The sequence below is a fragment of the Thioalkalivibrio sp. ALE10 genome, from assembly GCF_000381385.1.
Taxonomy (GTDB): domain Bacteria; phylum Pseudomonadota; class Gammaproteobacteria; order Ectothiorhodospirales; family Ectothiorhodospiraceae; genus Thioalkalivibrio.
This window is the reverse complement of record NZ_KB906450.1, coordinates 305,723-328,998: the sequence shown is the minus strand read 5'-3', so window position 1 is coordinate 328,998 and position 23,276 is coordinate 305,723. Positions and strand designations below refer to the sequence as shown.

Genomic DNA, 23,276 nt, shown 5'->3' with positions numbered 1-23,276 from the left:
CGAACATGCACGAACCGCTGCGCCTGATCCAGGTAACCGACAGTCACCTGGGGACCGAACCGGGCCCGGTGCGCGCGGGCTACCCGGACAGCGACCTCGCATTGCGCCACGTCCTGGAAACCGCGCGAGCGCGGGAAGGCCTGCCCGACCGCCTGCTGCTGACCGGCGACCTCGCCGAGAACCCGTCGCCGGAGACCTATGGGCGCCTGAAGGCACTGCTGGACGAAACGGGACCCTGGCCCACCAGCGCGCTGGCCGGCAATCACGACGACGCACGCGAACTGGCGGTGACCCTGGAGTCGGCCGGCCATGCGGTCCATCGCAGCGAACGCCTGGGCAGCTGGCAGCTGATCGCCCTGGACTCCTCGCAGCCCGGAGGGCCGGCCGGCCATCTGTCCGACGCCGAACTGCAACGCCTCGAGGGGGCCCTAACCGCGCACCCGGAACGCCCGGCCCTGATCGCCGTGCATCATCCGGTGGTACCGGTGGGCAGCCCGTGGATGGACGGCATGGGCCTGACCAATGCCGACGCGCTGTTCGCCGTGCTCGACCACCACCCGCAGGTGCGGGCCTGCGTGTTCGGACACGCGCACCAGGTGGTCGACACCTTTCATGGCGACGTCCGCCTGCTCGGCTGCCCCGCCACTTGCGTGCAGTTCCGCCCCGGGGCCACGGAATATCAGCTCGACGATGATCCGGACACCGGGCGTCCGGGTTACCGCGTGCTCGAACTCTATCCCGACGGCCGCCTGGACACGCGGGTCGAGCGGCTGCCCGCACCGCCCGCGTGAGGCCCGCATGAGCGCATCGTCGGTGCCGGAGGATAGCCGCGCCGCCGCCCTGCAGGCCTGGCTGACGCAGCGCCCCGGGTGCTTCGAAGGGCTGCAACTGCTGCGCGCGGATGCCAGCTTCCGCCGCTATTTCCGCGCGCGACGCGACGGTGAGCCGGTGGTCATCATGGATGCCCCGCCGGAACGCGAACCGGTGGCCCCGTTCCTGCGCATCGCCCGTCTGCTGGAGGCCCTCGGCCAGCGTCCGCCACGCATCCATGACGAGGACCCGGACGCGGGTTTCCTGGTGCTGGAGGACCTCGGCGACCGCACGTTCACCCGGGCACTGGCCGAGGGCGAAGACGAGAAGGCCCTGTATCAGCGGGCCATCGACCGGCTGGCCGACCTGCACCGGGCCTGGCCACAGCGGCCTGCGGAGGCCACACCCGCACTGCCCGCCTACGACACCCCGCGCCTGCTGGACGAGGCCCGCCTGTTCATCGACTGGTATGTCCCGGAACAACAGGGCCATCCGCCGGCGGAGGCCGCCCGCGGCGCCTGGGAAACGGCCTGGACGCAGACCCTGGACGCCCTGCCGTACCTGGAGCCCACGCTGGTGCTGCGCGACTTTCATGTGGACAACCTGATGATCCCGCCGGAAGGCACGGGCTGCGCGCTGCTGGACTTCCAGGACGCGGTGCTCGGGAGCCCGGCCTACGACGTGGTATCGCTGCTGGAGGATGCGCGACGCGACGTTTCACCCGCAGTCGCGCGGGAGGCCCTCGCGCGCTACCTGCAGGCCACCGGGTGGCCCGATGAGGCCTTTCGCGTGCATTACCGGGTGCTCGGGGTCCAGCGCGCGATCAAGATCCTCGGCATCTTCACCCGCCTGCACCGGCGTGACGGCAAGCCCGACTACCGCCGCCACGAACCGCGCCTGCAGACGCTGGTGCGACGCGGACTGGCACACCCGGACCTGCAGCCCGTGGCGCAGTGGTTTCGCCGGCATCTCCCCGGCGATCCCGCCACTCCCGAACCCGCGCCGGAGGCACGCGCGTGAAACGGGCCATGATCCTCGCCGCCGGGCGCGGCGAACGCATGCGCCCGCTGACCGACGAACGCCCCAAGCCCCTGCTGGAGGCCGGCGGCAAACCGCTGATCGTCTGGACCCTGGAACGCCTGGCCCGCGCGGGGTTTGGCGAGGTCATCATCAACACCGCCCACCTGGGTGAGCAGATCCCCCGGCGGCTGGGCGACGGCTCGGCCTTCGGGCTGAAGATCCGCTATTCGCCGGAACCCGCCGGCGCCCTGGAAACCGCCGGCGGCATCCGCCAGGCCCTGCCCCTGCTGGGCCCCGAAGCCTTCCTGGTGATCAACGGCGACATCTGGTGCGACCACCCGCTCGTACCCCCCTCGCGGCTGCCGGGGGCCATCGAAGAACACGATGCCCCACTGGCCCATCTGGTGCTGGTGGACAACCCGCCGCAGCATCCGGACGGGGACTTCGCCCTGGGCGCCGACGGCCGCGTCACCACCGACACCGGCCCGGAACGCCTGACCTTCAGTGGCATCGGCTGGTATCACCCGGCCCTGTTCGCGTCGCTGGAGCCGGGCCGCCGCCCGCTGGGGCCGGTGCTGCGCGAGGCGATCGCGCAGGGCCGGGTGAGCGGCGAACACTACCTCGGCGACTGGCGGGACATCGGCACGCCGCAGCGCCTGGCGGCGCTGGATCGCGATCTCGCGACCACGGATCAGGGCTTGATGTAGGTAAACCCCTTGCGCTGCAGGCGATACAGCTCGGTGATCCCGCTGGTCACCATCTCGTCGCGGATCACGTCGTGGAGATCGGCGCGCTCCAGGCCACGGGCCTCCATGGATCGCCGGCTGACCAGAAACTCGAAGCCCTGCAGCCGCAGGGTGTCGATGCGAATGGCGGTGGCGGTGTCCATGGAGGCCGATTCCAGCAGGCGCACCCCCTCGCCATGCAGCACGATGCGGACGTCGGCCGGCCCGTGGCCCGGGTCGCCCAGGTGCTCCTTCAGATAGCGCAGGACGTTGGAGAAATGCTCGCGGTCGCCGGAATCCAGGTGGTAGACGATCCGGGTGACGGAGGGGCCGGCGTCGGGTGCCGCGCCACCCTCCCCCGCGACCGCGACCGGCTGCAGGGCCGCCAGCAGCAGGCACAGGCCGGCCCAGCGGAGCAGCGGAAGCGTCCGAGAGGAGGGCACTCGACGCTCCCGCCCCGGATCAGACCTTGATGTAGATCCAGCCTTCCGCCTGACGACGGGCAGCTTCGGCCACACCCGAATCAATGCGCTCGGCCTGTGGCAGGATATCGATATCCTGCAGCCCCTCTTCCCGCGCCAGGCGGCCGAGGGTCTCGTTGCAGGCCGTAAACCGCAGTCCGGGGTGTTCCCGGCTCAGACTGTCGACCCGCTCCGGGAACGGGGCCCGGTCCGCGCGCAGCATGTTGATGGCCTTGTTGTGGACCACGACCTGGACGTTCAGCTGCCGGCCATCGCGCGCGGCCTCGTTGAACATCGCCTCGATGTCGTCCAGCAGCTCCTCCATCGCGACCCGGTCGGCGTCATTGACATGCAGAAGGATCTGATCGGTCTCGCTGGCTGCATGGACCGGCTGCGGTGCGGCGGCTCCGCCCGCGGATTCGGCTTCCGCCATCTCCGTGAACAGGGCACTGACGGTGTCGTCGAGCTCGGGCACCCCCTGGCCTTCGGACGCCGTCGCATGAGCTGCGGAACCGGACCCGGCCCCGTCCACGAACCAGCCGGCGTCCCGGGTCACTTCGTAACCGGCCACCGAGCCCAGCACCAGCGCCACGACACCGGCGGCCACCGATGAGAACCAGCCGGTACGCCGGGGACCCCCCATCGGCGAGCGGAGCAATCCCGCACCACCGGAGCGGCCGCCGGCACCGCCGTGGTCATCCTCCCTGCTCCGGTAATCCCGGGCCGGCGGTTCCACGTCCTCGTACGCCATCGCCACCAGCTCCTTGAGCTGGTGCATGTCACAGACCTCACGGCTCAGGTGCTCGCTGGAGGCGATCGCCTGCAGGGTCTGCAGCCGGTCCTCCGGAGAGAATTCGCCATCGACGAAGGCGTTGAGAATCTCTTCGCTCGGACGGTCCTGCGCCTTGAGTCGGTCTTCAGCCATTCTGGCTCCTTACTACCCTGAGTTGCGGCCCCTCTTCAGCGGGTTCCGCGGCAGATTCCGTCGCCGCTGTGTCCTGCGGGGCCTGCTGCTGTTCCAGCAGCTGCTTTTTCAGTTGTGCCCGGGCGCGGCTGAGGCGGCTCATCACGGTGCCGATCGGGACGTCCAGCACTTCGGAGACCTCGGCATAGGCAAAGCCCTCCAGGTCGACCAGCGACACCACCTGCCGGTGATCGCTGCTGAGCCGGGCCATCGCCTGGTGCACGTCCGCCACCCGGCGGTTGCGCTCGGTCTGCTGCTCCGGGCAGTCCTCGCAGGCCAGCTCCATGTTGTCGACGTCCACCGTGTCCTTCTGCCGCCGTCCCCAGTCGCGGTAGCAGTTGGTCATGATGCGGAACACCCAGGACTTCAGGGCATTCTCGTCCTGCAACGACTTCAGCCGGGTGAGGGCCTTCATCATGGCCTCCTGCACCAGATCGTCGGCCAGCGCGGCGTCGTGACACCAGGCATAGGCCATGCGGTACATCTGCGGCCGCAGGTCGCAAACCTGCTGGCGCAGCCGCCTTTGCGCGAACCAGGTCGCCATTGTTCTGTCTCCTCACATCCTGCAGGCCGTCTGTGCGGCCCTGCTTGTTCTTGTACCCTGTAGGACGCGGTCCCCGGGGACGCTATTCCCGGTTCCGGACCGGGTTGCCGCGCGCACGCGACACACTTCTCTGGTCAAGGATACGCAATGCCCTTCGATCCGCAACAGCTCGAGGCCTCGTTCGCCTTTGACCCGGACACCACAACGGACCTGCGCGAGCGCTGGGCGCAACTGATGACCGACGCGGTGTGGGCCGACCTCAAGACCGGCACCATCGGCGCGGTGCCACGCCTGCGCAAGCGCCTGCTGGAGCTGGGCGAAAACCTGCGCTCCCTGCTGTCCGATCGCGCCTGGATCCCGCACGAACGCGAACGGGTAAAAGGGGCGATGGCCGCCAGCCTCAACCTGCGCGACAGCCTCAACCAGACCGACCGCGCAGCCAAACTGCTCAACGGCGGCGAGGACTTCGAGCGCTTCGAGGCCGACTACCTGGCTTTCCGCAAGGCGCTGCTGGCGTTCATCGAACACCACGAGCAGCTCTGGGGCGACCTCCTCGAGTCGCTTTACGAAGACGCCCCGGACGACGCGGACACGGACGAGGACTGATCCATGGGCGAGGAGATCGGCTCGGAGTACTTCACCCCGGACGACCGTGAACGATTCCGGCGGGCCCTGGACCACGAGACCGATCTGCTGCTGACCTGGCTGGACAGCCACCGGGATACTCCGCGGGGCCCGACCACCCTGGGCTTCGAGATCGAGGCCTGGCTGTGCGATGCCGAGGGCCGGGCGCTGGCGGAGAACGATGCCTTCCTCGAGGCAATGGACAGCCCCCTGGTGTCGCGCGAGCTGGCCCGTTTCAACGTGGAACTGAACACCAGCGTGTTCACCGCGGGCCCGGGCTGCTTCACCGCGATCCTGCAGGAACTGCGGGACACCGTGAAACGGGCGGATCGCGCGGCCGCCCGGTTCAATGGCGGTGTGCTGATGGCCGGCAGCCTCGCCACCCTGCCCCCGGAGGAGCTGGGCCTGCACCGCATGTCACCCCAGGCGCGCTTTCGCGCGCTGAACGAGGCGGTACTGGAGAACCGGGCGCGGCGGCCGCTGCACGTCGACATCCGCGGCCGCGAACACCTGCTGCACGACCACGACGACGTGATGCTGGAGGCCCTCGCCACGTCGTTCCAGGTGCATATCGGCTGCGCACCGGATGAGGCACATCGCAGCCTGAACGCGGCCATGGTCGCCAGCGCCCCGGTACTCGCGGCGGCCGGCAACTCGCCCTATCTGTTCGGGCACGAGCTGTGGGAAGAGAGCCGCATCCCGCTGTTCGAGCAGGCGGTGGAAAGCGGCGGCTTCGCCGACTCGGCCCGGGGGCCGATCCGCCGGGTCACCTTCGGCAGCGGTTATCTGCACCAGTCGGTGGGTGAGCTCTTCCGCGAGAACCGGGACCATTTTCCGGTGATGCTGCCGGTCGACCTGCAGCATCCGCCGGAGAATCTGGCCCATCTCGCGCTGCACAACGGCACCATCTGGCGCTGGAACCGGCCGATCGTCGGCACCGACGCCGGGGGGCGGCATCACCTGCGCGTGGAGTTTCGCTGCCTGCCCGCCGGCCCGTCGCTGATCGACATGCTGGCCAACGCCGCCTTCGCGCTGGGGTTGATCGAATGGCTGCGCGATGCTCCCGGGGACGGCACCGCCCACACCCCGTTCGCCGAAGCCCGCGACAACTTCTATCATGCCGCCCGCGAAGGCCTGCACGCGCGACTGCGCTGGGGCCACGCGGACCCGCTCCCGGCCCCGCGCCTGATCCGGCACCAGCTGCTGCCGCGGGCCGCCGAGGGCCTGGAGAACCTGGAGATCGACCCCGGCGAGCGCGACGCGCTGCTGGGCATCATCGCCGCGCGCGTGGACAGCGGCCAGACCGGAAGCGTCTGGCAGCGCCGCTGGGTCGCGCGACACGGACGCGACTGGGCGGGACTCGTGCGCGCCTATCGCGGCTGGCAGAACACCGGCGCCCCGGTACATACCTGGGGCCTGTAACCCGAGATACCGAATCATGCCGCAAGACCGACCCGCGATCCGCGAATATTTCGAGCTGCCCGACGGCTTTCTCGACGCCACGCCACGCACCCTGAGCGAGGTCGTGCCGGAACCGGCCCTGATCCACCTCGGCGGGCGCCGCGAGCCCGCGGTGGCCGTGGTGCTCCTGCTGCACGGCAACGAACCGGTCGGCCTGCATGCCATCCAGCAGCTGCTGCGCCACTACACCCATCGCGAGCTGCCGCGCGCGCTGACGCTGGTGATCGGCAACCCGCAGGCCGCCGCGCTGAACCAGCGCCACCTCGACCAGCAGCCCGACTTCAACCGGATCTGGCCGGGCACCGAACAGCCGGGATCGCCCGAGGCGGAGAGCTTCGCCGCACTGGTGGCCCGGCTGCGCGAGCGCGGGCTGTTCGCGGCCATCGACCTGCACAACAACACCGGACGCAACCCGCATTACGCCTGCATCAACCGCCTCGACCCGGCGTTCATGCAGCTGGCCGCCCTGTTCGGACGTACGGTGGTCTATTTCACCCGCCCGCGTGGCGTCGCCTCCATGGCCCTGGCCGAACTGGCGCCCTCGGTCACCCTGGAATGCGGGCACCCGGACGATGCCGCCGGGGTACAGCACGCCTTCGAGATGGTGGATGCGGTGCTGCACCTCAGCGCCTTCCCCGACCACCCGCCGGAGCGCGACGCGATCGACATCTACCACACCGTGGCGCGGGTGCGGCTGCGTCCGGGGATGCGGGCGAGCACCGGAACGGATGCGGACGTCCGCCTGGAACCCGACCTGGACCGGCTCAACTTCCAGATGCTGCCGGCCGGTTCCTGCCTGGTTCGGCGACAGCCGGAGGTGGACGACCCGCTGGTGGTCACCGCGGAGGACGGAGCGGAGGTCACCGGAACCTATCTGGAGACCCGCGGGGAGGAGATCCGCCTGCGGCGCGACGCGATGCCGTCGATGCTGACCCTCGACAGCCGGGTCATCACCCAGGACTGCCTTTGCTACCTGATGGAACCCATGGACATGGGGACACTCACCGGAAACGTCGGCTGAGGCGGGAGACGGGAATCAGGCGTCGCGCTCGATGCGCTCGACGATCTGAGCGGGGCGGTCACCCTTGCGGTAGTTCGACAGATCGGCGGTGGTCTCGGCAAAGGCCTTTTCGCGGGCCTCTTCGGTCTCGTACCAGCGACAGGCCTCCCAGTCGGGACCCAGCAGATGCGGCATGCGGAAGGTCGCGTCCTCGGGCATGCGAATGCGAATACCGTAACGTTTCATGGTTCGGGCCTGCGCGGGTAGTGGAAACAGCGCGCCAAGTGTAGCCATCCCCCGGAATCGCGGCAATACGCGCCAACGGAGACCGAAGGTACGACCCGGCCAGAGCGTGAATACTTGTCCCGGCATCCACTCCGTACAGCCCGACGGGCAACCGGACGGACAATCAGGGCGCGACGAGGGCCAGGCGTCTTTGAATCTCAGTGGCGTTTTCGGATGCGATCCTGCGGAACGTGGAACCGATGCGGGTGTCTTCCGACACGGTTTGCCAGTACCCAATAGCGGTGTGACAGGCGGTGACCCAGACGCCCTGGTCACGGGGCAATGGCATGGCGGGATCAAACGTCATTCGGGGAAGCTCGCCACCCGGGAGCGGCGCGTACGCCATCGGCAGCATGTCGTACACCGGGCACAGGACGAGGCGTCCCTGAGCCGGGCGAAAGGCGAGGTTGCCCGGATGCATGTCGCTATTGGCGATCAGTCGACCGAACCAGGTGATGTGACGGATGGCTGCAACCGCCTCCGGCGTCAGCAGACGCTTGTCGGCGAGCCCCGGGGCAAGGGTGTCCCATGCCGATGGCGCATGGCCGAGCAAGGCCGCGTTCACGGTCTCCAGCGTCACCACCGGGCTGCGGCCGAACAGGCCATGGCGATCGAAGCGTTCGACTTCCAGGAACGTGCGGCCCTGATGCTGGAGGATTCGGCTGGGCGGGCCCTGCACGCCGGGGAGTGCCGCGATCGCCTCCAGCGCCAGATGTTCCGCCACCAGCAGATCCGACCAGCGCTGCACGGTCACGGAATCATCCGCACCGGAGAATTTCACGATGACATGCGGGCTACGGCTGTCCTGCAATTCCCGGAGAGCGGTGAATTTCGGGAACTCACCCGCGGCGCTGGAGCCCGCGAGGCCCAGCGAGATGGCCTCCTCCGCCGCCTTCACATACATCCGTTCGATATCGTCCGCCCCGAGGACTGCGGGCGGATCCAGGCGAGCCTTTTGCCACTCATGGAACGCGGCGTCCCCGACGATCAGGTTACCCGGGAGGTCCGACCCCACACGACTCAGAACCCACAGGATATCGTCGTCACTCCAGGTATCCGGGCTGGGCGAGACCCCCAGGGCATTCTGGAAGCGATGAGCCAGCTGGCGCCCGAGATAACCCTGAGGGCGCATGTCATACAAAGGGTATGGCAACCCGTCCCACCAACCATCGCGGGTATGGTCGCTCTCCTCCACAGGCCAGTCCGAGCCACCGAAGTCGGCATGGCAGCCCTGCGGCTGAACGGGCGAGAGTTCCGTGAGTTCGTGCGGCCGGCCGGATTCATCAATCGTACGGATGGGGAGGGGCGCGAGGTCACCTCGCAGCGCTCGGCGCAGGGCGTAGCGAGTGCGCCGGGCCCGCCCGGCCGCAAGCACGGGCTCGGCCGTCTCCTGCAGCAGGCGGTGCAGGGTGGGGACCGACAACCCCAGTTCGCGGGCAAGATCGCCCGCACGCGCCGGCGCGAACCTGGCAAGCACCGGGCCGAGCCGCTGGTGCGCTGCTTCCCGCTTGCTCCTCATCGGAATCCACCCAAATGAAAGGATTATTGAGAAGATCTTAACCGATTAAGGTTCTGATTAATATGGCTGCAAAAGCCCACCCGGACATGGACTGAAACAATCACGGCGCCAGGGCGCGGAGCCGCTCCTGGCGAGAGAGGGAGTTCGAAGGGGTTGCCCCGGAGCGACCGCGCGCAATGGCCTGGCAGCAGTTCGGAGCTACAGGAAATGCCAGGCAAACATGCCCGGGCACCAGATGAGTACGGCGTGGGCACAACTGGGCACGGTGGGAGCCCAAACGAAAAAGGGCTGCCGAAGCAGCCCCTTGAATCTGGTTGGTGGCTACGCCCTGATTCGAACAGGGGACCCCATCATTATGAGTGATGTGCTCTAACCAGCTGAGCTACGTAGCCACGCGGGTTGCGAATTCTCCCGGGCCGGGATGGTGAAGTCAAGGCCCGGCCCGGTATCCGCCGTGTCAGATCTGCAGGCGTTCGACGATCCGTCCGTTCGCCAGGTGTTCGTCCAGGATCTCGTCGATGTCGCGCTCGTCCTGGTAGGTGTACCAGACGCCTTCGGGATACACCACCGCCACCGGGCCTTCGTTGCAGCGGTCCAGGCAGCCGGCGGTGTTCACCCGTACCTGCCCTTTGCCGTGGATGCCCATCTCCTTGGCCCGGTTCTTGGCATACGAGCGCATCTCGGTCGCCCCGTGATCCTCGCAGCAGTTGCCGTCTTCCCGGCAATTGGTACAGAAGAAGATATGCCGCTGGTAATAGCCCATGCGATGCTCCCGGATCAAATCCGCTTCATCATACTGTGTCCGGCCGGTTCAGCGAAAACGCCAGACCAGGCTGACCTCACTGATGGTATCGGTGTTTTTCTTGCCAGGCTCGACATCGGTGTTGTGCTTGACGGTGAAGCTGGTCCGCAAAGCCATGCGGTCGGTCATGTCGGCGGTCAGGGCGAGGATGTTCTCGACCTCGGTGTTGTCGCGACCGCTGATGATCAGCAGCTCGTCGGTCAGACGTGCGCTCTCGCTGATGTCCCAGCGCAGGTTGCCCCCGAGCCGGCCCACCGCATCGGTGTCGGACTCGCCGGATTCGGCCAGGCGTGCCTGACGGGCGCCGGCGCCGATCTCGCCATCCAGTCGCAGGCGCTCGCGATCCACCAGACGCCGGCCGTAACCCACGGTCTGCGAGGCCTGATAGTCATAGCTGCTGAAACGGTCGCGTTCGTAACGCAGCGCGCCGAACACGTAATCGTGTTCCGCCAGACGCCGGTCAAGCTGGTACCCCGCGACGTAACGCTGCCCCGTGGTCTCGCGGTCTTCCTCGGTGAACAGCGCGTCGCCCCGCAGCCTGTTGCGCCACAACTCGGCGGTATGCTCGGCGCGGATCCGACCGCTGGCGGTGGCCGACTCGGTATTCCCGGTCGTCAGCGAGGCCCCGGCCTCCAGCGTGGTTTCCCATCCCTCCGCATCCCAGGCCTGAGCCTGCGAGACTGGTATGCTGACAAGCATGACGGAAGACAACAGTACGGCGGCGGAACGCGGTACACGCGACAACATGGGACCCTCCGGGTCAGCAAACGGGCCCGGGACCCTAGCAAAGCCGCTGGGGAGCTCCGACCTACCCCCGAAGTACACGGGGCTTTCGGCGGTGGATCAGTGCGTGCACTGCGGTCTGTGCCTGCCCCACTGCCCCACCTACGGACTGCACCGGCAGGAAGGCGACTCCCCGCGAGGTCGCCTGACCCTGATGCAGGGCCTGGCCCGCGGCGAGCTCGATCCGCAGTCACCCCGCCTGCGCAGCCATCTGGAAGGCTGTCTCGGCTGCCGCTCCTGCGAGGCCGTGTGCCCGGCCGGAGTCCCCTTCGGCGCCCTGATGGATCGCACCCGCGAAATCCTCCTTCAGGAATCGGACGAGCCGGAGGGCGCCCCGCTGCCCATGCCGCGCATGCTGCACGACCGCCTGCTGGGATCGCCCCGGCTGCGGCGACTCGCCGGCCTCGGGGCCCGGGCCGCCGCACGCCTGCCGCGCGCCGGGCTCCCGGGACTGGACGCCACCGCGCGCCGGGCCCTGGAACATGCGCGCCCCAGCCTCGCCCCGCCTCCCCGGCTGCGCGCCGACGGCCCGCCCGACGCGGTCGACGTGCTGCTTTTCACCGGCTGCATGGACGCCTTCTTCACCGGGCCCGACCTGGAAGCGGCCCTGACCGTCCTGCATGCGCTGGGTCTGAAGGTGGGCATCCCCTCCTCCCGGACCTGCTGCGGCGCCCTGGACCGACACGCCGGACGACCCGCGGCGGCCACGGAACTGGAGCGGCACAATCGCGAAGCCTTCGGTGCGGCCGAGGATGGCCCGCCGGTGATCGTCCTCGACAGCGGCTGCGAGGCGACCCTGCGCGAGGCCGCCGACAGCTTCCCCGGCGCCCGCGCGACCAGCCTCACGCGCTTCGTCGCCCGACACCTGAGGGAACACGGCCCGCCCCGTGAAGGCTGGCGCGAAGAGCCGGTGCGCGTCGCCCTGCACCGCCCCTGCACCCAGCGCAACGTCACCCGCGAGGGCGAGATCCTGCCGACGCTGCTGCGCGGCCTGCCCGGCGTGACCCTCACCGGGACCCCGTCCCTCCCCAACTGCTGTGGCGCGGGTGGCACCGCGATGCTCGCCTGGCCGGAACAGGCCGATGCCCTGGGGCAGCAAACCCTGCAGGCCCTGGGCACGGAGGCTCCTGACTGCATCGTCTCCGGCAACGTGGGTTGCCGGGTGCATCTGCGCGCCCTGCAGCCGCAATCGCCTGAAGACCCGCCGCTTGTCTCCCCGGCCCGTTTCCTTGCGGGGCGCCTCGCGGTAACCTGAGACAAGGCCCATACCCGAGCGCCCGCCATGCGCCGACTCTCCCCGCTGGATCATCTGATCACCCAGGCCGACGCCCTCGTCAAGGTCGTCTCCGGGCATGCCCGCTCCACCGGCCGCCCGTCGCCCGGTGGCGACGAACCCGGTCCGATGCTGGACGACCATGACCGTCAGGAAACCGGGCGGCTGATGCGGGTCAACCATGCCGGCGAGGTGGCCGCCCAGGGGCTGTATCAGGGGCAGATGCTCACCGCCCGCACCCCGGCGATCCGCGCGCAGCTGGACCAGGCGGCACGCGAGGAAGGCGACCACCTGCACTGGTGCGCACGGCGGGTCCACGAGATGGGCATGCACACCAGCCTGCTGACGCCCTTCTGGTACGTCAGCTCGCTGGGCGTGGGTGCGCTGGCCGGGCTGGCCGGGGACCGTTACAGCCTGGGCTTTGTCGACGAGACCGAGCGCCAGGTGGAGCAGCACCTGGACCGCCACCTGGATCGCCTGCCGCCGTCCGACACTGTGTCGGCGCGCATCCTCGAGCAGATGAAGCAGGAAGAGGTGGAACACGGGGCAAAGGCCATGGCGATGGGGGGCCGGACCCTGCCGTGGCCGGTGCGCAGCGTGCTGATGCCGCTGACCTCGAAGATCATGACGCACACCGCCTACCGGATCTGAGCCCGGTTTCCCCGGGCCGGGCATCCCCGCGGCGCGTCAGCTCCCGCGGCTCATGTTCTTGCCGTAGAAGATCTCCATCATCTCGTGCTTGAGCAGTTTGGCGATGCGCTTGGCTTCCTTCGCCGAGTAGTCGTCCTTGCCCAGCCCGAACAGGTAGTTGTCGAGGTCGAAATCCTTCAGCACCATCTTGGTGTGGAACAGGTACTCCTGGTACACGTTCACGTCCACCATCTGGTACTTGTCCTTGGTGTCGCGCGACAGGAAGTCCTGGATGGAGTTGATCTTGTGATCGATGAAATGCTTCTTGCCACGCACGTCCCGGGTGAACCCCCGCACCCGGTAGTCCATGATCACGATGTCCGATTCGAAGCTGTGGATCAGGTAGTTCAGCGCACGCAGCGGTGAAATGCGCCCGCAGGTGGACACGTCGATATCCGCGCGGAAGGTCGCAATCCCGCCCTCCGGATGCGCCTCCGGATAGGTGTGCACGGTGATGTGGCTCTTGTCGAGGTGACCGACCACGGTCTCCGGCAGCGGGCCCGGGCCCTCGGTGTAGCCGATCTGCTCGGTAGCCACCGGCTCCTCGGAGATCAGCATGGTCACCGACGCGCCCTGCGGGTCGTAGTCCTGGCGCGAGATGTCGAGGATGTTGGCACCGATCAGGTGCGCCACGTCCGTCAGGATCTGCGTCAGACGCTGGGCGTTGTAGGCCTCGTCGATGTAGGCGATGTACTCGTCGCGATGACGATCGCCCGACGCATAGCAGATGTCATAGATATTGAAGCTCAGGCTCTTGGTCAGGTTGTTGAAGCCGTGGAGCTTGATCTGCTTCTTGTGACGCGACATGGCCTACCCTCTTGCCCGGGCCGTAAGGAGCGGCGAATTGTAGAGACATCACGCGGCGAGTCAACGGCTTGCACCCGCCAGCGGCTCAGCGCGGCGCGGGCCCTTCCACGATCTCGAAATCATGGGTCACGCGGGCCGACGCCCCCAGCATCATCGACGCCGAACAGTATTTCTCGGCGGAGAGCTGTACCGCCCGTGCGACGTGCTTTTGCGACAGATCGTTCCCGTACACCCGGAAATGCACATGGATGTCGGTGAAGACCTTCGGCACCTCGTCGGCGCGGGTGCCGTCGATGTCCACCTGACAGTCCAGCACATCCTGCCGCGACTTCTTCAGCATCGCCACCACGTCGAAACTGGTGCAGCCGCCCAGTCCCAGCAGCAGCATCTCCATCGGCCGTGCCCCCAGGTTGCGCCCGCCGGCGTCCGGCGCCCCGTCCATCACCACCGCGTGGCCGCTGTCCGTCTCGCCGACGAAAGCCACACCGTCCAGCCATTTCACGCGTACCTGCATTTATCCACCCTGCCCGATGTTTTTGTGAACCCGTCGAAGCAGAATCGTCACCGAACCCCCCGCCGGGTGCATTACACTCTCGTGCACTACACTTTAACGTGTTCTCCCGATCGAACCGGTAATCATGAGCAAGCCTTCCGCAGTCCAAACGGCCACGCCCAACCATTCTCCGGCGATGGAGCGCCTGCTGGAACACTGCCAGCGCCGCCACTATCCGCGCCGCACCACCGTGATCCAGGCGGGCACGGTACCGGACACGCTGTACTACGTACTCGGCGGCTCGGTCTCTGTCCTGGGCGAGAACAACGGCCACGAACTGGTGCTGGCCTATCTCAACCGCGGCGAATTCTTCGGCGAGCTCGGGCTGTTCGAGGACGACCCGCGCAGCGCCACGGTCGTCACCCGCGAGGACACCGACACCGCGGAGATCCCCTACACGCGCTTCCGCGAGCTGGCGATGCGCGACCCCGAGATCCTGATGCTGCTGACCCGGCAGATCGCCGCCCGCCTGCGGCAGACCTCGCGCAAGGTCATGGACCTCGCCTTTGTCGACGTCACCGGCCGCATCGCGCACACCCTGCTCGACCTCGCTCAGCAGCCCGACGCAATGACCCACCCCGACGGCATGCAACTGCGCATCACCCGCCAGGAACTGGCGCGCATCGTCGGCTGCTCGCGCGAGATGGCCGGCCGCGTGCTCAAGGAACTGGAAGAACGCGGCCTGATCAGCGCGCACGGCAAGACCATCGTGGTCTACGGCACGCGCTGATCCCCCGGCCCCGGCTCAGCCCTCGCCGCGGAACAGCCGCCCGAGGGCTGCGCCCGGATCCTCCTCGCGCATGAAGGCCTCGCCCACGAGGAACGCATTCACCCCCGCGTCGCGCATCCGCTGCACGTCCTCGACGGTGTGGATGCCGCTCTCGGTCACCAGCAGCACGTCTTCCGGCACCCGGTCGAGCAGCTCCAGGGTGGTCTCCAGACGCGTCTCGAAACTGCGCAGGTCGCGGTTGTTGATGCCGATCAGGTCCGCGCCCAGGCGCACCGCACGCTCGAGTTCCTCGGCGTCGTGCACCTCCACCAGCGGATCCATGCCCAGCTCGCGGGTCAGGAAGATCAGTTCGCCCAGGTTGGTGTCATCCAGCACCGCCGCAATCAGCAGCACCGCATCGGCCCCCAGCACCCGCGCCTCGTAGACCTGATACAGGTCGATCACGAAGTCCTTGCGCAGGATCGGCAGGTCGCAGGCCACGTGCGCCGCACGCAGGTCACCGTCGCGGCCCTTGAAGAAGCTCACGTCCGTCAGCACCGACAGGCAGGAGGCCCCGTGCTCGGCATACGAGCGGGCGAAGGCATCCGGGTTGAAGTTCGGACTGATCTGCCCCTTGCTGGGACTGGCCTTCTTGATCTCGGCGATCACCGCGGCGCGCCCGGCGTCGATGTCCGCCTGCAGCGCGGCGCGAAAACCGCGCGGCTCCTCCGCTGACGTCAGCCAGCCACGCAGTTCGCGCAGGGGCTGCACGTCGGAGCGCTCGATCAGCTCCTCGCGCTTGCGTTCGAGGATCCGCTCGAGGATATCGGGGGTGTCGTCACTCATGTGTCAACTCTCCTTTTGTGCCAGCCGCGTGGAGACGGCCTGCAGCTGTTCCAGTCGTTCGCGGGCAGCGCCGTTGTCGATCACCTCGGCGGCACGGGGTACGCCCGCCTCCAGGCTGGGCGCACCGCCGCCCACGAAGATCGCCGCGCCGGCGTTGAGCAGGACGATGTCGCGCGCGGGTCCCGGCGTACCCGCCAGCACGTCGCGCAGCATCGCCGCCGAGGCCGCCACGTCGGCGACCCGCACGGTGTCCAGGGCGGCGGTGGTCAGGCCGACATCCTCCGGCCGCAGGGTATATTCCGTAATCTCGCCGTCGCGCAGCTCCGCCACCCGGGTTGGCGCGCCGATGCTGATCTCGTCCAGTCCGTCCTCGGCATTCACCACCATCACGTGTTCGGAACCCAGGCCCTTCAGGGCCTCCGCCAGCGGCCGCAGCCAGTCAGCGGAGAACACCCCCAGCACCTGGTTGGGCGCACCGGCCGGATTGGTCAGCGGCCCCAGCACGTTGAACAGCGTGCGCACGCCGAGCTCCCGGCGTGGCCCGATCGCATGGCGCATCGCCCCGTGATGGGCCGGGGCGAACAGGAAGCCGACCCCGACCTCCCGGATGCAGGTGGCCACCGCGTCGGGGCCCAGCTCCAGGTTTACGCCCAGGGTTTCCAGCACATCGGCGGAGCCCGAACGCGAAGACACCGACCGGTTGCCGTGCTTGGCCACCCGCACCCCGGCGGCCGCGGCCACCAGTGCCGAGGCGGTGGAGATGTTGAAGGTCCCGGAGGCATCGCCCCCGGTCCCGCAGGTATCCACCAGGCCGGCGCGCGGGACGTCCACCCGCGTCGCCAGTTCCCGCATCACGCCGGCGGCGGCGCGGATCTCGTCGATGGTCTCGCCCTTCATTCGCAGGGCGACCAGCAGGCCGCCGATCTGGGCATCGGTGGCCTCGCCGCCCATCACCGCGCGCATCACGGCGGTCATCTCGTCGGCGTCCAGATCCTGGCGTTCAATCAGTCGGGCAATGGCTTGTGGCAGTGTCACTCTGGTTCTCCCGGATGGCGGGCAGCGGTGGCCCGGAGTCGGTCGGGGGTCAACGGGGCATCAGTGTAGGGAAACACGCGCCGTTACGCAGGCCGACCGGCCGCAGGGGCGCGCGGCACGTCGCGCGGACCGCCGCCCAGCCACCAGATCAGCGCCCCGACCGACCACACCACCAGGGCCCCCGCCACCAGGTGGCGCGGATCATCATCCAGATGGTCGACCAGGAACAGCGTCAGCAATGCACTGATGCCCAGCTGCACGAAGGCCTGCATGGCCGAGGCCATGCCGCGTGCCCCGGGGTAGCAGTCCAGCGCCAGCAGGGTCAGCGACGGCATTGCCGTGGCCAGGGCGAAACTGTACAGCGCGAACGGCCCGGTGATCGACACCACCGGTCCGTCCAGCCAGGCACCGACCCCGATCAACACCAGGGCCGTTCCGCTCAGGCCCAGCCCGATGCTCACGGCCGCCTGCGGCGTCAGGCGCGCGGCCGTGCGCCCGGCCACGAACGCCCCCAGCAGCAGCCCGGCCACCAGCGGCAGGAACAGCCACCAGAAATCGCGTTCGTCCCCGCCCAGATGCTCGTAGATCAGCGTCGGCGAGGCCGCGATGAAGATGAACATCGCCCCGAACATCGCCGCGTGCACCCCCACCGGCCGCAGGAATCGCGGGTTGCGCAGGGTGCGCAGATAGCCCTGCACGATCGCCGGCGGCCGGCTGCGCACCCGCCCGACCGGCGGCAGCGTCTCCGGCAGGAACGCCCGCGCCGCCAGCAGCAGCACGCCGCCGTACAGCGCGAGGAAGGCGAACACCGAGCGCCAGCCAAAGGCGGCCTGCAGCCAGCCCCCGATGATGGGTGCGGCAGCCGGCCCGATGGAGAACACCATGGTGACCAGAGCAAAGACCCGGCGCGCATCGGTCGGGTCGAAACGGTCGCGCACCAGCGCCCGCCCGACCACCACCCCGGTGGCCGCCGCCAGCCCCTGCAGGATGCGCAGGGTGACGACCTGCCAGTAGGCGGTGGACACCACCAGCAGAGCGGAGATCAGCAGATAGGCGAACAGCGCCCACAGCACCACCGGGCGCCGCCCGAAGGCGTCCGACAGCGGACCGGTGACCAGCGTGGACAGGGCAAACGCCACCAGGTAGGCGGACAGCGTGGCCTGCATCGCCGCCGAGTCCACCGCGAGGGCCTCGGCCATCGCCGGGAACGACGGCAGATAGGTATCCAGCGAGAATGGCGCCAGCATCACCAGCGGCGCCACCAGCAGCGCGTAGCGCAGCCGGGTACGGCGGTCGCTCAATGACGACACGGCAGTCGTCGCGCCGGGTGGTCACGCAAAGGCGTCTGGAGCGCGAACGCGCACATGGGCTCGCGTTTCCCCGGCGTCACGCCGGCTGCGGCAAGCGACGCAGGAAGTTGTCCAGCAGCTCGTGGCCCTGACGGGTAAGGATGGATTCCGGGTGGAACTGCACGCCTTCCACGTCCAGTTCACGGTGGCGCAATCCCATGATCTCGTCATGCGTGCCGTCGGCGTGTTCCGTCCACGCGGTGACTTCCAGGCAGTCCGGCACCGAGCCGGCATCCACCACCAGCGAATGATAGCGGGTGGCCTCCAGCGGATTCTCCAGCCCGGTGAACACGCCCTGACCGGTGTGGTGCACCGGCGAGGTCTTCCCGTGCATGATCTCGCGGGCGCGCACCACGGATCCGCCGAAGGCCTGACCGATGGCCTGGTGCCCGAGGCAGACCCCGAGGATCGGGATCTCGCCGGCGAAGCGCTCGATCACCGCCAGCGATACCCCGGCCTCGTTGGGCGTGCAGGGGCCCGGCGAGATGAAGATCCCGGCGGGGTCCAGCGTGGCGATGTCCTCCGGGGTGATGCGGTCGTTGCGATGCACGGCCACCTCCGCCCCCAGCTCGCCCAGATACTGCACGAGGTTGTAGGTGAAGGAGTCATAGTTGTCGAGCATCAGGATCATGTCGGGCTCCCGGATGGCCTGGACGGCGAGTTGCGGACAAGCGTAGCGCGGCGCGAGGAACGAAGCCCGGAAACCCGGGCAAAAGGGGGTCCACCCGCGCCGGCGGCGAAATCAGCGGCGGTGGCGGCGCGGCCCCAGCCCGCCCAGGGCGGTTTCCGCCGCGCGCACCACGGCACGGCCCTTGTTCAGGGTTTCCTGCCACTCGTTCTCGGGCACCGAGTCGTGCACCACCCCGGCCCCCGCCTGGATGTGCAGCTCGCCTTCGTGCAGCACCGCCGTACGGATGGCGATCGCGGTGTCCATGTTGCCGGACCAGGAGAGATACCCCACCGCACCGGAGTACGGCCCGCGCTTGACCGGCTCCAGCTCGTCGATGATCTCCAGCGCGCGGATCTTGGGCGCGCCGCTGACCGTGCCGGCGGGGAAGGTCGCGCGCAGCACGTCCATCGCCGACAGCCCCGGCGCCAGCTCGCCTTCCACGTTGGAGACGATGTGCATCACGTGCGAATAGCGTTCCACCACCATGGTGTCGGTGACCCGCACCGAGCCGGTGCGGCTGACCCGGCCGGCATCATTGCGCCCCAGGTCGATCAGCATCAGATGTTCGGCGCGCTCCTTGGGATCGGCCAGCAGTTCGGCCTCCAGCGCGCGGTCCTCGTCCGGATCGCGCCCGCGCGGCCGGGTCCCGGCGATCGGGCGCACGGTCACGCGTTCGTCCTCCAGGCGCACCAGGATCTCCGGCGACGCGCCGACCACGTGGTGATCGCCCAGGTCCAGGTAATACATGTAGGGCGAAGGGTTCAGTTCGCGCAGGGCGCGGTAGAGATCCAGCGGCGGCGCGGAAAACGGCACGCTCATGCGCTGCGCCAGCACCACCTGCATCACGTCGCCGTCGAGGATGTACTGCTGCGCCTTCTCCACCGCGGCCTGGAAGCCCTCGGCCGACCACCCGGGGACATACTCCGGCACCGCGTGCGGATGCGGCGGATCGTCCGGCGGAACCAGCGGTTCGCCCAGACGGGTCTCGAGTTCATCCAGGCGCTCGGACGCCACCGCCTGCCCGTCCGGCCGGGACGCATCGGCATGCACCACCAGATACGCGCGACTGGACAGATTGTCGTAGACCACGACTTCCTCGGACACCAGCAGCAGGATGTCCGGCAGGCCCAGTTCGTCAGGCTTGTCCGGGCCGTCCAGGCGCGGCTCGATGAGACGCACGGTCTCGAACCCGAAGTAGCCGACCAGTCCGCCGGTGAAGCGCGGCAGGCCCGGCAGATCGGCCACCCGGAAGCGCGCCTGATAGGCCTCGATCCAGGCCAGCGGGTCGGCCACGGTCTCGCGTTCGACCACCTCGCCGTCGGTCTCCACCGTAATCTCGTGGCCGTGCACCCGCACCAGGGTGCGGGCCGGCAGCCCCACGAACGAATAGCGACCCCAGCGCTCGCCGCCCTGCACCGATTCGAACAGATACGAATACGGCCGGTTGGCCAGCTTGAGGAAGATCGACAGCGGGGTCTCGAGGTCGGCGAGCACCTCGCGCACCAGCGGGATGCGGTTATGCCCCTCGCGGGCGAGTTCGTCGAACTGTTCGGGGGTCATGGCGGACATTTCCTGGCAACGGGTCGGATGAAGGACGGCGGTTCAGAGGCCGTCGCGCCATCGTCCGGTCGCGGGGAAGCAGGCGTCCATGCCCGGCCTCATGCCGCCCGTGCCGGCAGTCGCGCAGGGAGCTCGTCCAGACGGTCCAGCACCGCGTCCGGATTCTGGTCGCGGATGTCGTCCCCGTGATTGTAGCCGTAGGTCATGCAGACGATCTGGAATCCCGCCGCGCGCGCCGCCTTCACGTCGCTCTTCGAATCCCCGACCATCAGCGAATCCTCCGGCTTCACGCCCAGCTCGCGTGCGGCATGCCACAGGGGCTCGGGGTCCGGTTTTTTCTTCTCCAGGTCGTCGCCGGCGACCACGATCTCGAAGTCGTCGAGGATGCCCTTCTCCGCCAGCAACGGGCGGGTGAAGCAGCCCGCCTTGTTGGTCACGCAGCCCAGGCGGTAACCCTCGGCCTTCAACCGGTCCAGGCCCTCGCGCACGCCGGGATACAGCGGGCTGCGCCCGGCGGTGTTCTCCTGGTAGATCCGCATGAACACCGGCAGGGCCCGCTGGTACAGCTCCGGGTCGGGCTCGCCGTCGAGATCGTTGACCAGCGCACGCTGCACCAGCCGTTCGACGCCGTTGCCCACCCAGTTGCGCACCGCGGCCTCGCCGCGCTCGGGCAGACCGAGCTCGCGCATCATCGCGTCCACGCTCCAGGCCAGATCGGGCACGCTGTCGATCAGCGTGCCGTCCAGGTCGATCAGGATCATGGCGGGACGTTTCAGACTCACGGGCACCTCGCGGCGACGGGCGGAAGGGACGAGCGGGACGCGGACGCCTCAGGCGCCGGCCAGCTCCTCGCGCATCTTCTTGAGGATGCTGTCGTAGCGGTTCGGATCGGAATCCTCGCCCGCGCCGAAGATCGCCGAGCCGGCGACGAAGGTGTCCGCGCCGGCCGCCTTGATCTCGCGGATGTTGTCGGCCTTCACGCCACCGTCGATCTCCAGGCGGATGTCACGGCCGGAGGCGTCGATGCGCTGGCGCGCCTCGCGCAGCTTGTCCAGCGTGGCCGGGATGAACTTCTGCCCGCCGAAACCGGGGTTTACCGACATCAGCAGGATCATGTCGACCTTGTCCATCACGTAATCCAGATGCGACAGCGGGGTCGCCGGATTGAAGACCAGCCCGGCCTTGCAGCCCTCGCTCTTGATCAGCTGCAGGGTGCGGTCGATGTGGTCGGAGGCCTCCGGATGGAAGGTGATGTAGCTGGCACCGGCCTGGGCGAAATCCGGGATGATGCGGTCCACCGGCTTGACCATCAGGTGCACGTCGATCGGCGCCTGGATGCCGTGCTTGCGCAGGGCCTCGCAGACCAGCGGACCGATGGTCAGGTTGGGGACATAGTGGTTGTCCATCACGTCGAAGTGGACGATATCGGCGCCCGAGTTGAGGACGTTCTCGACTTCCTCGCCCAGCCGGGCGAAATCGGCGGACAGGATGGACGGAGCAATCAGGTCGGGTTGTGCCATGCGGTGCCTCGCGAAGGTTAAATCGGGAAGGAGACCGGCGCGTGCCGGTTCTTCTGAACCGCAAAACTTTACCCGAAGGCGCGGCCCCGGGCAAAAATCCGGGACCGCGCAGCGGGGCCGACGAGCGTCGCCCCCGGGGCAAACCGCGCCTTATTCGGCGAACTCGGTCTCGATGAAGGCCGCCACGTTGGCGATGTCCTCGTCACTCAGCGACTGCGCGTGGGGGCGCATCAGCGCGGTGTTGTCGCCCACCTGCTCGCCGGCGCGGTAGCGTTCGAGCTTGTCGGTCACGTAGGCGGCGTCCTGACCCTTCAGGGCCGGGAAGATCGCCTGACCACGCCCGTCCGCCTGGTGGCAGCTGGCACACACGGCCTGGTACATGGACTGCCCGGCCTTGATGTCGGCCGCCTGCGCCGGGAGGGTAAAGGCGAGGGCCAGACCGGCCCCGGTCATCAGCGCGAATGCGTTCTTCATTGTTGTTGTCTCCTGCTGGATCCTTCGGGTTTTGTGCACAGGGTCTCGGCCGCTGCGTGGAAGGAACATTAGCAGGCACTTCCTGAACGGTTCATTAAACAAATGCTGATTTGATCGGGGCAGGTCAGCGTCCGTGGAGATAGCGCTCGTCCGACCAGGTGGCCAGCCAGCCCGGGCGCAGGACCACCAGGGCCGTGACCACGATGCCGTTGACCACCGACTCGGGCAGGATCAGCAGGGGGAGATAGCGCACGTAGTCACGGTAGACCTCGTGCCAGGCCAGTTCGGTGAACAGGCCGTACACCGCCGCGGTACCCAGCACCACGACCACCGCCGACAGCGCCCCTCCGAGGAAGGCCACCCCGTAGAGATAGATGAACATGTGCGGCGGCAGGCGGGTTTCGGTCAGGCGCAGCAGCCCCCAGGTCACCGCCACCGGCAGGATGCCGGCCAGCAGCACGGTCAGGGGCACGGTCGACATCGGCAGCACGCCGAACAGTCCGAGCACGCCCACCACCAGAAACGCCAGCAGGATCGCCAGCTGCCAGCCGAACACCAGGGTCACTGCGGTCATGCCCATCAGGTGGAGGGCCAGGCCGTCCACGGTCTGCGCGCGCAGGGTCCAGATGACCAGCAGCGCGATGAATGCGCCGACGAACAGCTGCGCGCGACCGGGGATGAAAAAGGCCTCCCAGGGCATGCGACGCAGCATCACGACCAGCCCCGCCCCGGTCAGCAGGGCCACCAGCACCTGGAGCGCGACGGGCAGATCGGCCGCACCCTCGGCCACGG

27 protein-coding genes and 1 tRNA gene are annotated in these 23,276 nt (G+C 68.4%); 9 read left to right on the top strand and 19 right to left on the bottom strand.

What is annotated here, in order from left to right; all coding sequences use genetic code 11:
* Nucleotides 1-5: 5 nt before the first annotated feature.
* Genes F788_RS0101625 through murU form a run of 3 tightly spaced genes read left to right on the top strand, consistent with a single transcriptional unit; the run spans nucleotide 6 to nucleotide 2,537 of the window.
* On the top strand, nucleotides 6-791 hold the full coding sequence (locus F788_RS0101625; RefSeq protein WP_019589058.1) for a metallophosphoesterase: 786 nt from the start codon (nucleotides 6-8) through the stop codon (nucleotides 789-791).
* 7 nt (nucleotides 792-798) lie between these two features.
* Nucleotides 799-1,830: an aminoglycoside phosphotransferase family protein gene (locus tag F788_RS0101620; protein ID WP_019589057.1), complete on the top strand. Its 1,032-nt coding sequence runs from the start codon at nucleotides 799-801 to the stop codon at nucleotides 1,828-1,830.
* A gap of 8 nt (nucleotides 1,831-1,838) precedes the next feature.
* Entirely contained in the window at nucleotides 1,839-2,537 is a 699-nt protein-coding gene (gene murU, locus F788_RS0101615; protein WP_019589056.1) for an N-acetylmuramate alpha-1-phosphate uridylyltransferase MurU, read from the top strand.
* Here the strand turns inward: murU and F788_RS0101610 are convergent.
* The 3 genes from F788_RS0101610 to F788_RS0101600 are packed head-to-tail and all read right to left on the bottom strand — an operon-like array spanning nucleotide 2,522 to nucleotide 4,524.
* Nucleotides 2,522-2,998, bottom strand: coding sequence for a DsrE family protein (locus F788_RS0101610; RefSeq protein WP_019022714.1), 477 nt, complete (start codon nucleotides 2,996-2,998; stop codon nucleotides 2,522-2,524). The two genes, murU and F788_RS0101610, sit on opposite strands and share 16 nt — an antisense overlap.
* A 19-nt stretch (nucleotides 2,999-3,017) precedes the next feature.
* Nucleotides 3,018-3,941: a hypothetical protein gene (locus tag F788_RS0101605; protein ID WP_019589055.1), complete on the bottom strand. Its 924-nt coding sequence runs from the start codon at nucleotides 3,939-3,941 to the stop codon at nucleotides 3,018-3,020.
* Nucleotides 3,934-4,524 (bottom strand): RNA polymerase sigma factor, encoded by a 591-nt coding sequence (locus tag F788_RS0101600; RefSeq protein WP_018869729.1) that lies wholly within the window; start codon nucleotides 4,522-4,524, stop codon nucleotides 3,934-3,936. The genes F788_RS0101605 and F788_RS0101600 overlap by 8 nt, the downstream gene beginning before the upstream one ends.
* 147 nt (nucleotides 4,525-4,671) lie before the next feature.
* Here F788_RS0101600 and F788_RS0101595 point away from each other — a divergent pair, with 147 nt between their 5' ends.
* Genes F788_RS0101595 through F788_RS0101585 form a run of 3 tightly spaced genes read left to right on the top strand, consistent with a single transcriptional unit; the run spans nucleotide 4,672 to nucleotide 7,630 of the window.
* The gene (locus F788_RS0101595; protein ID WP_018869728.1) at nucleotides 4,672-5,130 is read left to right on the top strand and encodes a hypothetical protein; all 459 of its coding nucleotides are present in this window, start codon (nucleotides 4,672-4,674) and stop codon (nucleotides 5,128-5,130) included.
* A gap of 3 nt (nucleotides 5,131-5,133) precedes the next feature.
* The gene (locus F788_RS0101590) at nucleotides 5,134-6,570 is read left to right on the top strand and encodes a hypothetical protein (protein WP_019589054.1); all 1,437 of its coding nucleotides are present in this window, start codon (nucleotides 5,134-5,136) and stop codon (nucleotides 6,568-6,570) included.
* A gap of 16 nt (nucleotides 6,571-6,586) precedes the next feature.
* The gene (locus F788_RS0101585; RefSeq protein WP_019022711.1) at nucleotides 6,587-7,630 is read left to right on the top strand and encodes a M14 family metallopeptidase; all 1,044 of its coding nucleotides are present in this window, start codon (nucleotides 6,587-6,589) and stop codon (nucleotides 7,628-7,630) included.
* 15 nt (nucleotides 7,631-7,645) lie between these two features.
* On the opposite strand, the gene F788_RS0101580 is transcribed toward F788_RS0101585, so the two are convergent.
* From F788_RS0101580 to F788_RS0101560, 5 genes are all read right to left on the bottom strand, one after another.
* Nucleotides 7,646-7,855: a hypothetical protein gene (locus F788_RS0101580; protein ID WP_024328285.1), complete on the bottom strand. Its 210-nt coding sequence runs from the start codon at nucleotides 7,853-7,855 to the stop codon at nucleotides 7,646-7,648.
* A gap of 163 nt (nucleotides 7,856-8,018) precedes the next feature.
* Nucleotides 8,019-9,413, bottom strand: coding sequence for a type II toxin-antitoxin system HipA family toxin YjjJ (gene yjjJ, locus F788_RS13305; RefSeq protein WP_019589053.1), 1,395 nt, complete (start codon nucleotides 9,411-9,413; stop codon nucleotides 8,019-8,021).
* A gap of 315 nt (nucleotides 9,414-9,728) precedes the next feature.
* Nucleotides 9,729-9,805: transfer RNA gene (locus F788_RS0101570), tRNA-Met, on the bottom strand.
* A 65-nt stretch (nucleotides 9,806-9,870) separates the two neighbouring features.
* Nucleotides 9,871-10,176 carry a ferredoxin gene (locus tag F788_RS0101565; RefSeq protein ID WP_019589052.1) on the bottom strand — a complete coding sequence of 102 codons (306 nt, stop codon included), beginning with the start codon at nucleotides 10,174-10,176 and terminating at the stop codon, nucleotides 9,871-9,873.
* 48 nt (nucleotides 10,177-10,224) lie between these two features.
* Nucleotides 10,225-10,962 (bottom strand): YdiY family protein, encoded by a 738-nt coding sequence (locus F788_RS0101560; RefSeq protein WP_019589051.1) that lies wholly within the window; start codon nucleotides 10,960-10,962, stop codon nucleotides 10,225-10,227.
* Nucleotides 10,963-11,065: 103 nt separating this feature from the next.
* Here F788_RS0101560 and F788_RS0101555 point away from each other — a divergent pair, with 103 nt between their 5' ends.
* Both F788_RS0101555 and coq7 read left to right on the top strand, forming a co-directional pair.
* A complete protein-coding gene (locus F788_RS0101555; protein ID WP_019589050.1) occupies nucleotides 11,066-12,253 on the top strand; it encodes a (Fe-S)-binding protein in 1,188 nt (395 codons plus the stop codon).
* A 27-nt stretch (nucleotides 12,254-12,280) separates the two neighbouring features.
* Nucleotides 12,281-12,922, top strand: a complete 642-nt coding sequence (gene coq7, locus F788_RS0101550) for a 2-polyprenyl-3-methyl-6-methoxy-1,4-benzoquinone monooxygenase (RefSeq protein WP_018869720.1) — start codon at nucleotides 12,281-12,283, stop codon at nucleotides 12,920-12,922.
* 36 nt (nucleotides 12,923-12,958) lie between these two features.
* On the opposite strand, the gene speD is transcribed toward coq7, so the two are convergent.
* Nucleotides 12,959-13,768: an adenosylmethionine decarboxylase gene (gene speD, locus F788_RS0101545; protein ID WP_018869719.1), complete on the bottom strand. Its 810-nt coding sequence runs from the start codon at nucleotides 13,766-13,768 to the stop codon at nucleotides 12,959-12,961.
* Nucleotides 13,769-13,853: 85 nt separating this feature from the next.
* Nucleotides 13,854-14,282: an OsmC family protein gene (locus F788_RS0101540; protein WP_018869718.1), complete on the bottom strand. Its 429-nt coding sequence runs from the start codon at nucleotides 14,280-14,282 to the stop codon at nucleotides 13,854-13,856.
* A gap of 124 nt (nucleotides 14,283-14,406) precedes the next feature.
* Here F788_RS0101540 and crp point away from each other — a divergent pair, with 124 nt between their 5' ends.
* Complete coding sequence (gene crp / locus F788_RS0101535) at nucleotides 14,407-15,051, top strand: cAMP-activated global transcriptional regulator CRP (protein WP_026279476.1); 645 nt, start codon at nucleotides 14,407-14,409, stop codon at nucleotides 15,049-15,051.
* A gap of 15 nt (nucleotides 15,052-15,066) precedes the next feature.
* Here the strand turns inward: crp and trpC are convergent, their stop codons facing one another.
* The 9 genes from trpC to F788_RS0101490 form a co-directional block, all read right to left on the bottom strand.
* Complete coding sequence (gene trpC, locus F788_RS0101530; RefSeq protein ID WP_019589049.1) at nucleotides 15,067-15,876, bottom strand: indole-3-glycerol phosphate synthase TrpC; 810 nt, start codon at nucleotides 15,874-15,876, stop codon at nucleotides 15,067-15,069.
* Between the two features lie 3 nt (nucleotides 15,877-15,879).
* Nucleotides 15,880-16,911 carry an anthranilate phosphoribosyltransferase gene (gene trpD / locus F788_RS0101525; RefSeq protein ID WP_019589048.1) on the bottom strand — a complete coding sequence of 344 codons (1,032 nt, stop codon included), beginning with the start codon at nucleotides 16,909-16,911 and terminating at the stop codon, nucleotides 15,880-15,882.
* A gap of 83 nt (nucleotides 16,912-16,994) precedes the next feature.
* The gene (locus tag F788_RS0101520) at nucleotides 16,995-18,212 is read right to left on the bottom strand and encodes a multidrug effflux MFS transporter (protein ID WP_019589047.1); all 1,218 of its coding nucleotides are present in this window, start codon (nucleotides 18,210-18,212) and stop codon (nucleotides 16,995-16,997) included.
* Between the two features lie 85 nt (nucleotides 18,213-18,297).
* On the bottom strand, nucleotides 18,298-18,891 hold the full coding sequence (locus F788_RS0101515; RefSeq protein ID WP_019589046.1) for an aminodeoxychorismate/anthranilate synthase component II: 594 nt from the start codon (nucleotides 18,889-18,891) through the stop codon (nucleotides 18,298-18,300).
* Nucleotides 18,892-19,002: 111 nt separating this feature from the next.
* Nucleotides 19,003-20,490, bottom strand: coding sequence for an anthranilate synthase component I (gene trpE / locus F788_RS0101510; protein WP_018869712.1), 1,488 nt, complete (start codon nucleotides 20,488-20,490; stop codon nucleotides 19,003-19,005).
* Between the two features lie 98 nt (nucleotides 20,491-20,588).
* Nucleotides 20,589-21,272: a phosphoglycolate phosphatase gene (locus tag F788_RS0101505; RefSeq protein ID WP_026289027.1), complete on the bottom strand. Its 684-nt coding sequence runs from the start codon at nucleotides 21,270-21,272 to the stop codon at nucleotides 20,589-20,591.
* A 48-nt stretch (nucleotides 21,273-21,320) separates the two neighbouring features.
* Nucleotides 21,321-22,010, bottom strand: a complete 690-nt coding sequence (gene rpe / locus F788_RS0101500) for a ribulose-phosphate 3-epimerase (RefSeq protein WP_019589045.1) — start codon at nucleotides 22,008-22,010, stop codon at nucleotides 21,321-21,323.
* A gap of 150 nt (nucleotides 22,011-22,160) precedes the next feature.
* Nucleotides 22,161-22,484: a c-type cytochrome gene (locus F788_RS0101495; protein WP_018869709.1), complete on the bottom strand. Its 324-nt coding sequence runs from the start codon at nucleotides 22,482-22,484 to the stop codon at nucleotides 22,161-22,163.
* A 124-nt stretch (nucleotides 22,485-22,608) separates the two neighbouring features.
* Complete coding sequence (locus tag F788_RS0101490; protein ID WP_019589044.1) at nucleotides 22,609-23,274, bottom strand: energy-coupling factor ABC transporter permease; 666 nt, start codon at nucleotides 23,272-23,274, stop codon at nucleotides 22,609-22,611.
* Nucleotides 23,275-23,276 lie beyond the last annotated feature (2 nt).

Coding starts and splice junctions, on each gene's coding strand:
- F788_RS0101625 (WP_019589058.1), top strand. CDS start 6: ATGCACGAACCGCTGCGCCTGATCCAGGTAACCGACAGTCACCTGGGG.
- F788_RS0101620 (WP_019589057.1), top strand. CDS start 799: ATGAGCGCATCGTCGGTGCCGGAGGATAGCCGCGCCGCCGCCCTGCAG.
- murU (WP_019589056.1), top strand. CDS start 1,839: ATGATCCTCGCCGCCGGGCGCGGCGAACGCATGCGCCCGCTGACCGAC.
- F788_RS0101605 (WP_019589055.1), bottom strand. CDS start 3,941: ATGGCTGAAGACCGACTCAAGGCGCAGGACCGTCCGAGCGAAGAGATT.
- F788_RS0101600 (WP_018869729.1), bottom strand. CDS start 4,524: ATGGCGACCTGGTTCGCGCAAAGGCGGCTGCGCCAGCAGGTTTGCGAC.
- F788_RS0101595 (WP_018869728.1), top strand. CDS start 4,672: ATGCCCTTCGATCCGCAACAGCTCGAGGCCTCGTTCGCCTTTGACCCG.
- F788_RS0101590 (WP_019589054.1), top strand. CDS start 5,134: ATGGGCGAGGAGATCGGCTCGGAGTACTTCACCCCGGACGACCGTGAA.
- F788_RS0101585 (WP_019022711.1), top strand. CDS start 6,587: ATGCCGCAAGACCGACCCGCGATCCGCGAATATTTCGAGCTGCCCGAC.
- F788_RS0101580 (WP_024328285.1), bottom strand. CDS start 7,855: ATGAAACGTTACGGTATTCGCATTCGCATGCCCGAGGACGCGACCTTC.
- yjjJ (WP_019589053.1), bottom strand. CDS start 9,413: ATGAGGAGCAAGCGGGAAGCAGCGCACCAGCGGCTCGGCCCGGTGCTT.
- F788_RS0101565 (WP_019589052.1), bottom strand. CDS start 10,176: ATGGGCTATTACCAGCGGCATATCTTCTTCTGTACCAATTGCCGGGAA.
- F788_RS0101560 (WP_019589051.1), bottom strand. CDS start 10,962: ATGTTGTCGCGTGTACCGCGTTCCGCCGCCGTACTGTTGTCTTCCGTC.
- coq7 (WP_018869720.1), top strand. CDS start 12,281: ATGCGCCGACTCTCCCCGCTGGATCATCTGATCACCCAGGCCGACGCC.
- speD (WP_018869719.1), bottom strand. CDS start 13,768: ATGTCGCGTCACAAGAAGCAGATCAAGCTCCACGGCTTCAACAACCTG.
- F788_RS0101540 (WP_018869718.1), bottom strand. CDS start 14,282: ATGCAGGTACGCGTGAAATGGCTGGACGGTGTGGCTTTCGTCGGCGAG.
- crp (WP_026279476.1), top strand. CDS start 14,407: ATGAGCAAGCCTTCCGCAGTCCAAACGGCCACGCCCAACCATTCTCCG.
- trpC (WP_019589049.1), bottom strand. CDS start 15,876: ATGAGTGACGACACCCCCGATATCCTCGAGCGGATCCTCGAACGCAAG.
- F788_RS0101515 (WP_019589046.1), bottom strand. CDS start 18,891: ATGATCCTGATGCTCGACAACTATGACTCCTTCACCTACAACCTCGTG.
- trpE (WP_018869712.1), bottom strand. CDS start 20,490: ATGACCCCCGAACAGTTCGACGAACTCGCCCGCGAGGGGCATAACCGC.
- rpe (WP_019589045.1), bottom strand. CDS start 22,010: ATGGCACAACCCGACCTGATTGCTCCGTCCATCCTGTCCGCCGATTTC.
- F788_RS0101495 (WP_018869709.1), bottom strand. CDS start 22,484: ATGAAGAACGCATTCGCGCTGATGACCGGGGCCGGTCTGGCCCTCGCC.